This is a genomic window from Glaciimonas sp. CA11.2 (assembly GCF_034314045.1).
GTDB lineage: Bacteria > Pseudomonadota > Gammaproteobacteria > Burkholderiales > Burkholderiaceae_D > Glaciimonas.
The window spans coordinates 402695-414430 of record NZ_JAVIWL010000001.1; the positions used below are offsets into that span (position 1 = coordinate 402695).

The window sequence follows — 11736 nt, forward strand, 5'->3', positions numbered from 1 at the left end:
CCTGATACGTTATTGCGTCAAAGAATTTAATCAAAAAAAGTACCAATACGCTTCAGATTACCTAGATTCATCCACACCAAAAATGCCTTACCAACAATATTTTGATCTGGGACAAAACCCCAATAACGACTATCTTCGCTGTTATCACGATTATCGCCCATCATGAAATACTGCCCAGAAGGAACAGTACATGCGAAGCCATCTTGATTATAAGAACAGTTTTCTTTATACGGAAAATCCTGAACACCACTTAAATTGATCGGCGGGGCTTGTTCCACAACGGCAATTTTATGATCAACATTCGACAGATTTTCTGCAAATTGCTTGGAATAATTTAAGCTATCTTCATTTAAATAGTCTGGTAGTGCGGTATAGGTAAGCGCGGTGCCATTAATGGTTAAGCGCTTGTTTTTATACACTATTTTATCACCAGGAACGCCAACTACGCGTTTGATGTAATCCAATGACAAATCCTTCGGATATTTGAACACCATCACATCACCGCGTTGAGGGGTACTTACGTCAATGATTTTTTTGTTGAGGATGGGTAGCCGAATACCGTAAGTAAATTTATTCACTAGAATCAAGTCACCCACTAACAAAGTAGGGACCATTGAACTCGATGGAATTTTAAACGGCTCATAAAGAAAGGAGCGCAAGAAAAATACCATGGCAATGACGGGGAAAAAACTGCCGGAATATTCGACCCAGGTTGGCTGACGCAATAGGTTAGCTTCCAGTTCGGCGCGACCACTACTTTCTAATTTGATGCCTTCTGCACGTAATTTGACATTCCGCGCATCAAATGCTGCCAGCGCCGCATCGGCTTTAGCGCGACGTTGCGCGCGTAAATAAAATCGGTCCAAGAACCAGATAATTCCTGTTACCACCATCAGCACAAACAGAATTAACGCGAAATTTCCTAAAATTGATTGCAATGTCATTTGTCATCCACTTGTAAAATTGCGAGGAACGCTTCTTGTGGAATTTCCACCGAACCGACCTGCTTCATGCGTTTCTTACCTGCCTTTTGCTTCTCTAGCAATTTGCGCTTACGACTAATGTCGCCGCCGTAACACTTTGCCAACACGTTTTTACGAAGCGCTTTGACGTTTTCACGGGAAATAATATTCACACCAATTGCGGCCTGAATCGCGACATCAAACATTTGACGTGGAATCAGTTCACGCATCTTGGCAGCAACTGCACGCCCACGATGATTACTGTTAGAGCGATGCACAATAATCGCTAAAGCATCGACTTTTTCACTATTAATCAGCATGTCGACTTTGACCACATCGGCTGAACGATATTCTTTGAACTCATAATCCATTGACGCATAACCGCGCGAAGTGGATTTTAGGCGATCAAAAAAGTCCAAAACAATTTCAGCCATCGGCATTTCGTAGATCAGCTTCACTTGCTTGCCGTGATAGTGCATGTCTTTTTGCATACCTCGCTTCAAAGTACAGAGGGTAATAACCGACCCGACGTACTCTTGCGGCATGTATAAATTGACCGTTACGATAGGTTCACGCACCTCTTCGATTCTACTCGGCTCTGGCATTTTTGATGGATTATCGACCATCAAGATAGAACCGTCGCGCAGGACAACCTCATAAATCACCGTCGGCGCAGTGGTGATCAGATCCATATCGAATTCGCGTTCGAGCCGCTCCTGGACGATTTCCATGTGAAGCAAGCCTAGGAAACCACAGCGAAAACCAAATCCTAGTGCTTGTGAAACTTCCGGCTCATATTGCAAAGCGGCGTCATTCAGCTTCAGTTTTTCCAGTGAATCACGTAAAGCATCATACTGATTAGATTCAACCGGAAATAGACCTGCAAAAACCTGAGGCTGAACCTCTTTAAAGCCGGGTAAGGCTCCGGTGGCCGGATTATTTGCCAGCGTCACTGTGTCGCCAACCTTCGCCGCCTTTAGTTCTTTAATACCAGCAATGATGTATCCAACCTGTCCTGCAGACAACGTTTCGCGGACTTGCATTTTCGGCGTAAATACACCAATGCTTTCAGTCAGATGTTGCGAACCGGCGGCCATCAGCTGTATCTTGTCTTTAGGACGCAGGGTCCCATTCACAATGCGCACTAACATCACTACGCCAACGTAATTATCAAACCAGGAGTCTACGATCAGAGCCTGTAAAGGCGCATCCGTATTACCCTTTGGCGCGGGCACCTTAACAATAATGGTTTCGAGAATTTCACGCACGCCTAAACCAGTTTTGGCCGAGCACTGCACTGCGTCGGAGGCATCTATGCCGATAACATCTTCGATTTCTGCTTTTGCGTTCTCTGGATCGGCAGACGGCAAATCGATTTTATTAAGAACCGGCACAACTTCAAGTCCCAGGTCCAGCGCGGTGTAACAATTAGCAACGGTCTGTGCCTCGACCCCTTGTGAAGCATCGACTACCAACAATGCGCCTTCGCACGCAGACAATGAACGACTTACTTCATAACTAAAGTCGACGTGCCCTGGCGTATCGATGAGGTTCAAATTATAGATTTGCCCATCTAGTGCCTTATATGACAAGGCAGCCGTTTGCGCTTTAATGGTAATACCGCGTTCGCGCTCGATATCCATCGAATCAAGTACTTGCGCGCCCATTTCACGATCTGACAATCCTCCACAAAATTGGATGATACGATCCGCCAAAGTAGATTTACCGTGGTCAATGTGAGCAATGATGGAAAAATTACGAATGTTGTTCATTAATGTTGGTCGAGGCAATGCGATTACAAAAAAGGTGCTCTGATCCGGGCTGTTGTCGCCCAGGCGAGCACCATTTATGGCAGGATATTCAATTGACGCCATTTTACCGGATTTTAGTGGCAAAAAACTGACAAATCGGACTTGTGCGAATTCTGGTGAACAGATTTAACGGCCAGATCAACCCCAAACGTCCTACTTCGTCTTATCGAAAATATCCAGGTCTTTCGCCGCGACAAGCCATAAAATCATGAAAACGGCGTCTTAAATCACCCGGGATGCGCACCTTGGGTTCTAAAGCATCCTGACATTAAAGAAATGTTAATTATTCACACGGTTACACAGCGAAACAGTTATTCATTGCTTTAAAAAAGTGTTCACCTTGTCGGAATCCAAAAAATAATGGCAAAGTTGCACAGGTGATTGCCCTTCTTTGTTGCCGATAAGAACAGGGACTAACTCGTCGTAGAGCGCAACCAATTCCGGGGCACCGTCCACATCAATTTGCTCGACAAGGCCTTGCCCGTAAATATTAACCAGTTCTGCCATCGCGGGTAATGCTAATAATGCATGCAACATATCGTCACATAAATGACAATAAGAACGTCCCAAGAGAGTGAAAGTAATTATCGACATCGACTTCCAAAAAAATTCTCATTCGCCACTTAACCCGCGATATGCGCAAATAAAGCGATCTTGTTAGTAGAAAATAAATTACATAAAAAAAGCTGCAAACTTCGCAGTCTGCAGCTTTCATCGCCTTACGGACTATTCTCGCCTGCAGCAAATATCCAGCCTTACAACCCAGCCAAACGTGTTAATTAGTTGGACGTAATGGCACAAACTGCGATGACTCACCACGGCGAACTAACACTACAGCCATTTTTTTCGATTCCAATTTAGAAACTAAAGCATTGAATTGCTTAGCATCCTTCACGTCCGTATTGTTCAAGCGCTGAATCACATCGCCAACCTGTAGACCAACGCGGGCTGCGCTTCCTTCAACTGAATCAACCAATACGCCATAATCAACTTGCATTTCTTTCTTCTTGTCGGCGCTCAAATCACTCACCACCAATCCTAATGCATTGGCTACCGGGCTCGGCTTTGCAGCATCAGCGCTACCAGCCGCGTCATCTGCCTTTTCAACTTTATCCGTTTTCATTTCCGTAATCGTCAACGCTATATCACGACTTGCACCTTTACGCCAAACAGTCAAAACGCCCTTCGTACCCGGTTTGATGTTGCCAACAATGCGCGGGAGATCATTCGCTTTTTCAATCGTCGTACCATTCAATTTCAAGATAATATCGCCTGCCTGAACCCCCGCCTTGGCTGCTGGACCATCAGACTCAACGCGTTCAACTTGTGCTCCTTGCGCTTTCGGTAAGCCCAATGATTCCGCCACCTCTTTAGTGACCTCACCAATCTGGACACCAATACGACCGCGGGTAACTTTTCCTGACGTTTTGAGTTGATCGGAAACCCGCATCGCCTCATCTATCGGTACAGCAAAAGAGATACCCATAAAGCCACCTGAGCGACTATATATCTGGGAGTTAATACCAACCACTTCCCCACGCATATTTATCAAAGGTCCACCCGAGTTACCAGGATTCACGGCCACATCGGTTTGAATCAATGGCAAATAGTCACCAGTATCACGCGCTTTTGCAGAAATAATGCCAGACGTGACCGTATTTTCAAGATCGAAAGGTGATCCTATCGCCAAAACCCATTCGCCAGCCTTGATCTTATCGGAATCGCCCATAGTCAGGCGTGGCAGGTTAGTACCTTCGATTTTCAGCAGCGCAACATCAGTGCGACTATCCGCCCCAATCACTTTAGCTTTAAATTCACGCTTATCTGTCAGCTTTACATATACTTCACTGGCCCCATCAACAACGTGGGCATTAGTCATAATGTAGCCGTCTGCTGAAATAATGAACCCTGAACCAACACCGCGCGGCACCTCTTCAGGTTGCTGCGCCTTGGCACTCGGTTTACGCCCCTTAGGAACAAGTGGTTGTGGCTTACCAGCACCGTTTGGTGGGACGCCGAAGAATCGTCGCAAAAACTCCTGCATTTCATCATCACTCGGCTGACCGGTAGCCGCAGCATCAGCTTTCGCTTTTTCGGTAGTACGAATATTGACGACAGCCGGCCCTGCTTTTTCAACTATTTCCGTGAAGTCGGGCAATCCGACCATAGGAGCCGCGACTGCAGAAGGTAGCGTGTCGAATATGACGGGAACAACAAAAGATACAGTCGCTCCTAACAAAAGTGCTGAAAAAACATGATGAGCAGTGCGAGCCATTTTCATAGTGTATAGGTCTTATTTATTTTTGAGTTCAATCGAATTGGCAACCTGACGAATTGCCACGGCAGGTACTTCACCGACAATTGTCAACCAGAAGTCACCTTGACGTTTTCCTACAATATTCAAAGCTCCTTGCTGCATCGAGCCTTCCGTGCGACTTTGACTACCCGGCTCAATAAACACCGAGATGGCAGCTAATCCATCAGAAAAAACAATTTGCGACACTTCCCGTCTAACCGGTGCTGCCCCTGAGTTCTGCGCGGGCGCATCAACTACTACACGCTTTAATTCCCGCACCTTCTTGAAACCAGGCGGCATTCCGGTAACGGCCCATTCATTCAAATTTGTGGGGCTCATCGCACTATGCTCTACATGCCAACTACTCGTATTGCCAAAACTTGATCTTATGCGGTTACGTGAAATGTTACCGATGAAAATCTCGGTGAACGAGATCTGTTCAACGATCTCGTTTTTATTATTTAACGTCTGGGCTCTCATCAGCAGACCTGACTTTTTTTCTGCCCAAAGTTTATAGCCATAACGCATTTTATCTTTGGGTTCAAGCAGAACCGCCTGACAATCATGACCCGCTACCCGACCTGATTCGCCAAGTTTGACATTGTAATAATCGGTCAAATCGCTGGGAATGGAAGCAAGGATCGCAGGAAATACATCCTGCGTAACCCGTTTCTCAATCGATAACGTCTTGGTGTCGGGCATGTAACAAGTCACGTCCTCATTGTGACGAATATATTCGCGCGGTTTGCCGTCCAACACTTCTAACTTTTCTAACTCATTGCGCCCCTCCAAGATATGCGTAATGCGTGATGTACGCATTTGATTGCCTTGTTGGTATACGAACGTGCCTGAGTAATTAAGCTTTTGTGCCGCAGACTGAATTCTTTTCAAAAGAGTCTGCGCTTCATGATTGTCGGCAAGCTTTTCTGTCGTTACTCCTTCCGCGCGCGCCGAAAGAGCAAATAAAGTCGACAAAATAATGAAAAACCGAAGCAGAAACTTAGTCTGCCGCATATTAGTTATCAGCATCAATGGCAAATGTAGCTGAGCGAGCGTATTGCGCAGTATTGTAAAGTGAAGGAGAGAAACGCTGGTGCGCCGACAAATACTCATCAATACGCGAATCGCGTAGTACTTCAGAATCTGCTGGCAATGTCACGGTTTGAGACCCATAACCCACATTAATGTTAGAAGCTGACGCCAACGTCATTTGCACCGCAGAAAGCATCGCCGGACTTGTAGACTGATTATTTACATTCATCATGTGCGGCACCGTAATAAACGCAACTGCAGCAACCGCTGCAGCCGCTGCCATACTGGGCAGAGCAAAACGTTTTAACGAGCGCGTGCCGATTGCAGCAGACCCACTGCCTATAGCAATGTGTCTCTCTGCAATCGGCACGACCGCCAGTGGTGCAGCGATCATTGCGGGCTCGGCATTCAGCCGTTCAAGCATGCGCGAAGTAAAGTCTGAACTCAATGAAAATGCCATGTCGTCAGAGCGCAATATATCGCCAATTTGATGGTAAGCATCCCACGTGGCACGCCCCTCATTTTGACGCAATGCCGCCAATGCCACATCCACGTAAGCATTAGATAATTCACCATCAGCCAAGGCAGATATCTGCTCTTGGGGTATTTCATTGGTATTCATAAGTCACCTAGTTAAAACCTGGCCAACCCCTTCGTTCCCGAAAATCGCTATTTCGCTTTTACCAACGTTTGTCGATAGCCGTACCTAATAACGGCCTCAACTTTTCTGCGATAGCTTCTCTTGCTCTAAATATTCTGCTACGTACTGTACCGATCGGACACCCCATTGCTTCCGCAATCTCGTCATAACTCAGCCCCTCAATTTCGCGCAATGTTATTGCCGTCCGAAGTTCATCCGGCAAAGCCTCCATTGCGACATTGACTGTTTGCGCTATTTGCTTGGTTGCCAACAACGACTCAGGAGTGTTTATATCCCTTAGTTGCTCTCCATCGTCAAAAGTTTCTGCATCTTCCGAATTTGATTCCGTTGATGTAGGCGCTCTGCGTCCTTGCGTCACCAAATAGTTCTTGGCGGTGTTAATTCCAATTCTATATAACCAAGTATAAAACGCAGAGTCACCTCTGAACTGAGGGAGTGCGCGATAAGCTTTAATAAAAGCTTCTTGTACAACATCCTCAGCTTCTGCTTGATCACGGACGAGCCGCGACACAAGGCGCATTAGCTTACGTTGGTATTTAATAACCAATAGCTCGAACGCTTTTTTGTCGCCGCGTTGCACGCGTTCAACAAGCAGTTGATCAATTTCGCGTTCTGTCGTCAATGCCCATTCCTTTTGCTTTTGCAACATACGCGCATGACCGAAGCATGGACAAAGTGCACCACAATAAGTTCAACCATTTGGTTGTTCATATCTTACTTTCTTTTGACCGTTCGCATGTCCACGAGATGCGATCCAACGACATGCTACAGAGATTGCCCTGAAAACATTTTCAGGTACACAGTCAGCTAGTATAACGACAGACTTTGTCCGCCCGTTATGCAATTGAAGCCGCAATAGCAGTAAATTCCCCCAAAGGGTGGATCCACTCAACAATTGCGCGGCAACTGGTACCTCAATCGTGTCGACAATCGGTGCATTAGGTAAGATTTCCACAATACTTATCTGGCCAGCGCCAGAGATGATGATACGCAGTGGTTGCGTTGTGCCTCGATAACGAAACCAAGCACCAACGCTGATCAGCAGACCCAAAACGCCAAGAATTATTCCAATTGCGGGCAAAAGACGACCGATGAAGCCTAAGCCGATTAACATGCTAATCAAGGCGGCTGCGATTGCTAATGCAGACACCAAAAGGAACAAGCGCCTGGATGGCAGCACCAACGCAGAAACCGCAATCGACATTCGAGGATTAAGTGGCGTCTCGCCGGATGGAAGAGTGTTCATTGATATACTCATTCAAGCGTCACCTGACGTTTGAATGAGTATATACGGAGCTGCTTAGGCTTTACCAAAAACCAACGTCCCGTTAGTACCGCCAAAACCAAACGAGTTTTTTACTGCAATATCAATTTTCATATCACGCGCTGTGTTGGCGCAATAATCAAGATCACATTCCGGATCTTGATTGAAAATATTGATAGTCGGCGGTGAGACCTGATGATGCAATGCCAGAATCGTAAATACCGATTCCAGGCCGCCTGCGCCACCTAACAAGTGACCTGTCATCGACTTGGTCGAGTTGACAACTAACTTGTACGCATGATCACCAAAAACAGCTTTGATCGCATTAGTTTCATTCTGATCGCCTAGCGGCGTCGATGTACCATGCGCGTTCAAATACTGCACCTGATCGCCATTTATACCTGCATCTTTAAGGGCCGAGCCGACACAACGACGAGGTCCATCGAGGTTGGGTGCCGTCATGTGGTACGCATCAGCACTCATGCCAAAACCAAGCAGTTCTGCATAAATTTTAGCACCACGGGCTATCGCATGCTCGCGCTCTTCAAGGACAAGAACACCAGCACCTTCACCTAATACGAATCCGTCGCGGTCCTTATCCCAAGGGCGGGATGCAGTTTCAGGATCATCATTACGCGATGAGAGCGCTCTTGCCGAAGCAAAACCACCCAAACCTAACGGTGAAATGCTGGCCTCAGAACCGCCGGCAATCATAACGTCAGCATCACCGTATTGAATCATACGTCCGGCCTGCCCGATACAGTGCAAGCCGGTTGTGCAAGCAGTAACTATCGCCAGATTTGGTCCTTTCAGACCGTATTTGATCGACAAGTTGCCTGAAATCATATTAATGATCGAAGCTGGAATGAAGAAGGGACTAATGCGGCGTGGACCGCGATTGGTCAACTCGACATGAGTCTCTTCAATCAGCGGCAAGCCGCCAATACCAGAGCCAATGATGACGCCGATACGTTCGGCATTTTCATCAGTGACTTCCAGGCCGCTGTCTTGCATCGCCTGAATTCCTGCTGCCATCCCATAATGGATAAAGGTGTCCATATGCCGCGCATCTTTTGCGGGCATGTAGTCCTCGACATTAAAGCCCTTTACTTCTCCTGCAAAATGCGTGGAAAAAGCAGAAGCATCAAACTTGGTGATGGCTGCGATACCGGATTTTCCTGATATGACTGCATTCCATGCATCGGCAACAGTATTGCCGACCGGTGAAATGCAACCCAGGCCAGTTATCACAACACGACGTTCACGTGAGCGAGTCAAACGATTCTCCTGGATGCGTTTAAAGCAGAACTAGGCCGCTTTAACATGCGCCTTGGCGTAGTCAATAGCCTGTTGCACAGTAGTAATTTTTTCAGCTTGTTCGTCTGGAATTTCCATGGCGAATTCATCTTCTAGTGCCATCACTAATTCTACGGTGTCGAGTGAGTCTGCACCAAGATCATCAACAAATGACGATTCAATTTTGATGTCAGCTTCTGCGACGCCAAGTTGTTCTGCGACGATTTTCTTTACACGTTGTTCGATATCAGACATGTGATGCCTCCAGTTATTAGGTTACAGAAAGTGCGCGCATTTTAGCAGATTTGCGCTGAGAAAATTTACTTTTAGCATCGGCGGTTAATAAATAGCCAACTCCTGCCAAAAGCCCTTAATTATTTACGACATACTTCACTTTACAGCTCAGGACTTCATCCAAAAATATTCGACTGAACACAATGCCCAAGCCTCGAAACATCTTAATCCAAAGACAGATTAGGACAATTTACTCAATTACAATACATACCACCGTTTACGTGTAAGGTCGTACCGGTGATATAACCAGCCTGAAGTGAGGCAAGGAAACCCACCGCCGCTGCAATATCTTCTGCAGCACCCAGTCTTCCCAGAGGAATTTGTTGTAGGAGCGCAGCGGTTTGCTGCTCACTGAGAGATTTAGTCATATCGGTATCAATAAAACCGGGTGCTACACAATTGACCGTAATGTTTCGACTACCTATCTCACGCGCCAAAGCCCGGCTCATGCCAGAGACACCCGCCTTCGATGCCGCATAATTCATTTGTCCTGGATTTCCGGTTGACCCGACTACAGAGGTAATATTGATGATCCGTCCATGTTTGGCTTTCATCATTCCACGCAATACAGCACGGGATAAACGCGCTACGGCGGTCAGATTCGTGGATATCACAGCATCCCACTCCTCATCTTTCATCCGCATAGCTAGCTGATCATGCGTAATACCGGCATTGTTCACCAAAATCGAGAGCGTTCCGAATTGTTTTTGCACCAATTCGACAACTGCCGCACAAGCTAACGCATCATTAACATTGAGTACTACACCTTGTCCACCGCCTAGTTGCTCCTCATTAAGGTACGCCGTGATAGCAGCAGCGCCGACCTTTGACGTGGCGGTACCCACAACTTTTGCACCCCGGCGCGCCAGTTCAAGCGCAATTGCACGGCCAATACCGCGCGAAGCGCCAGTAACGAGCGCCACTTGACCTTCTAAATTTTGTGTAACCGAATTTTGCATTTTAATTATGATTGTTTAGAGTGTTTATTGAGATAACTTATTAGCTAGCTTAATTAGATACTTTTTTAATTATAAATGCCATGCCAAATGCTGGCGCTGTTATAACACTTACTTCAGCAATGCCAGAACTTTATCCAATGAAGCCTGATCAAAAATCGATTCGCCCACCAATTCACCGTTAATGCGCTTGGTAAGGCTAGCAAGAACCTTGCCAGGACCGCACTCGATAACATGCGTTACGCCGCTATTACCGATTTTTTGAATCGTTTCTACCCAACGTACCGGACTGGCAGCTTGACGAACCAAAGCATCTTTAATAGATGCGGCATCAACAGCAGTTGCGACATCGACATTATTTATTAACATGATCTGCGGCGCCTCAAAAACCAGACTCTCCATGTATTCGCGCAAACGATTTGATGCAGGAACCAAAAGCGAAGAGTGAAATGGTGCTGAAACTGGTAATGACAAGGCACGTTTGGCACCTTTTAACTTCGCTGCTTCGCAGGCTCGCTCAACTGCTGCCTTGTGGCCCGCTATCACGACTTGTGCGGGCGCATTAAAGTTAACTGCCTCGACTACTTCACCCTGTGCAGCCTCTGCACAAACCGCCCTTACGTCATCGTCCGATAAACCTAAAATAGCAGCCATTCCGCCCTGCCCAACCGGCACTGCCTGTTGCATTGCCATCGCGCGAAAACGCACCAGCGGCACGGCATCTTTAAAGTTGATCACTCCGGCTGCGACCAACGCAGAATACTCACCTAAACTATGCCCTGCAACGATAGATGGGACGCCTCCACCCGCCGCTATCCAAGCCCGATAAAACGCCACGGCCGCTGTGAGCATGACAGGTTGCGTATTAGTGGTCAGATCTAAATCTTCTTTGGGTCCATCGGCGATAAGCTTCGCGAGATCAAACTGCAGTGCCTCCGAAGCTTCAGCGACAGTGTCCTGCACAACTTGATTATCCGAAAAGCCGTTCAACATACCTACCGCTTGCGAGCCCTGCCCAGGAAAAACAAATGCAAATTTAATCATACGTTTTTTATAATGCTATAAATTAATGAGGTAGACGGAAAATAAAAAAGCCAGCGTATTGGGTAATGTGTGCCAAAAAATTTCAGAAGCGACCATCAAGCATTTTTTCATACTGCGCGC

The 11736-nt window shown here is 46.7% G+C and carries 12 protein-coding genes; all 12 read right to left on the reverse strand.

Annotation, left to right across the window (positions count from 1 at the left end; translation table 11 throughout):
• Positions 1–26 precede the first annotated feature (26 nt).
• The gene (lepB, locus tag RGU75_RS01705; RefSeq protein ID WP_322232524.1) at positions 27–944 is read right to left on the reverse strand and encodes a signal peptidase I; all 918 of its coding nucleotides are present in this window, start codon (positions 942–944) and stop codon (positions 27–29) included.
• Complete coding sequence (lepA, locus tag RGU75_RS01710) at positions 941–2734, reverse strand: translation elongation factor 4 (RefSeq protein WP_322240161.1); 1794 nt, start codon at positions 2732–2734, stop codon at positions 941–943. The genes lepB and lepA overlap by 4 nt, the downstream gene beginning before the upstream one ends.
• A 354-nt stretch (positions 2735–3088) precedes the next feature.
• Positions 3089–3367: a glutaredoxin family protein gene (locus RGU75_RS01715; RefSeq protein ID WP_322232525.1), complete on the reverse strand. Its 279-nt coding sequence runs from the start codon at positions 3365–3367 to the stop codon at positions 3089–3091.
• A 181-nt stretch (positions 3368–3548) separates the two neighbouring features.
• Complete coding sequence (locus RGU75_RS01720) at positions 3549–5054, reverse strand: DegQ family serine endoprotease (RefSeq protein WP_322232526.1); 1506 nt, start codon at positions 5052–5054, stop codon at positions 3549–3551.
• A 12-nt stretch (positions 5055–5066) separates the two neighbouring features.
• Positions 5067–6083: a MucB/RseB C-terminal domain-containing protein gene (locus tag RGU75_RS01725; RefSeq protein ID WP_322232527.1), complete on the reverse strand. Its 1017-nt coding sequence runs from the start codon at positions 6081–6083 to the stop codon at positions 5067–5069.
• A 1-nt stretch (position 6084) separates the two neighbouring features.
• Positions 6085–6723, reverse strand: coding sequence for a sigma-E factor negative regulatory protein (locus tag RGU75_RS01730; protein ID WP_322232528.1), 639 nt, complete (start codon positions 6721–6723; stop codon positions 6085–6087).
• Positions 6724–6781: 58 nt separating this feature from the next.
• Positions 6782–7411: an RNA polymerase sigma factor RpoE gene (gene rpoE, locus RGU75_RS01735; protein WP_322232529.1), complete on the reverse strand. Its 630-nt coding sequence runs from the start codon at positions 7409–7411 to the stop codon at positions 6782–6784.
• A 42-nt stretch (positions 7412–7453) separates the two neighbouring features.
• Positions 7454–8008, reverse strand: coding sequence for a flagellar hook-length control protein (locus RGU75_RS01740; protein WP_322232530.1), 555 nt, complete (start codon positions 8006–8008; stop codon positions 7454–7456).
• Positions 8009–8062: 54 nt separating this feature from the next.
• Positions 8063–9304 carry a beta-ketoacyl-ACP synthase II gene (gene fabF / locus RGU75_RS01745; RefSeq protein ID WP_322232531.1) on the reverse strand — a complete coding sequence of 414 codons (1242 nt, stop codon included), beginning with the start codon at positions 9302–9304 and terminating at the stop codon, positions 8063–8065.
• Between the two features lie 30 nt (positions 9305–9334).
• A complete protein-coding gene (gene acpP, locus RGU75_RS01750; protein WP_205321776.1) occupies positions 9335–9577 on the reverse strand; it encodes an acyl carrier protein in 243 nt (80 codons plus the stop codon).
• Between the two features lie 233 nt (positions 9578–9810).
• The gene (fabG, locus tag RGU75_RS01755; RefSeq protein WP_322232532.1) at positions 9811–10575 is read right to left on the reverse strand and encodes a 3-oxoacyl-ACP reductase FabG; all 765 of its coding nucleotides are present in this window, start codon (positions 10573–10575) and stop codon (positions 9811–9813) included.
• A 108-nt stretch (positions 10576–10683) separates the two neighbouring features.
• A complete protein-coding gene (fabD, locus tag RGU75_RS01760) occupies positions 10684–11616 on the reverse strand; it encodes an ACP S-malonyltransferase (protein ID WP_322232533.1) in 933 nt (310 codons plus the stop codon).
• Positions 11617–11736: the final 120 nt, after the last annotated feature.

Excerpts from the sequence above, each read along its gene's own strand:
- lepB (WP_322232524.1), bottom strand. The coding sequence starts at position 944 with ATGACATTGCAATCAATTTTAGGAAATTTCGCGTTAATTCTGTTTGTG.
- lepA (WP_322240161.1), bottom strand. The coding sequence starts at position 2,734 with ATGAACAACATTCGTAATTTTTCCATCATTGCTCACATTGACCACGGT.
- RGU75_RS01715 (WP_322232525.1), bottom strand. The coding sequence starts at position 3,367 with ATGTCGATAATTACTTTCACTCTCTTGGGACGTTCTTATTGTCATTTA.
- RGU75_RS01720 (WP_322232526.1), bottom strand. The coding sequence starts at position 5,054 with ATGAAAATGGCTCGCACTGCTCATCATGTTTTTTCAGCACTTTTGTTA.
- RGU75_RS01725 (WP_322232527.1), bottom strand. The coding sequence starts at position 6,083 with ATGCGGCAGACTAAGTTTCTGCTTCGGTTTTTCATTATTTTGTCGACT.
- RGU75_RS01730 (WP_322232528.1), bottom strand. The coding sequence starts at position 6,723 with ATGAATACCAATGAAATACCCCAAGAGCAGATATCTGCCTTGGCTGAT.
- rpoE (WP_322232529.1), bottom strand. The coding sequence starts at position 7,411 with ATGTTGCAAAAGCAAAAGGAATGGGCATTGACGACAGAACGCGAAATT.
- RGU75_RS01740 (WP_322232530.1), bottom strand. The coding sequence starts at position 8,008 with ATGAACACTCTTCCATCCGGCGAGACGCCACTTAATCCTCGAATGTCG.
- acpP (WP_205321776.1), bottom strand. The coding sequence starts at position 9,577 with ATGTCTGATATCGAACAACGTGTAAAGAAAATCGTCGCAGAACAACTT.
- fabG (WP_322232532.1), bottom strand. The coding sequence starts at position 10,575 with ATGCAAAATTCGGTTACACAAAATTTAGAAGGTCAAGTGGCGCTCGTT.
- fabD (WP_322232533.1), bottom strand. The coding sequence starts at position 11,616 with ATGATTAAATTTGCATTTGTTTTTCCTGGGCAGGGCTCGCAAGCGGTA.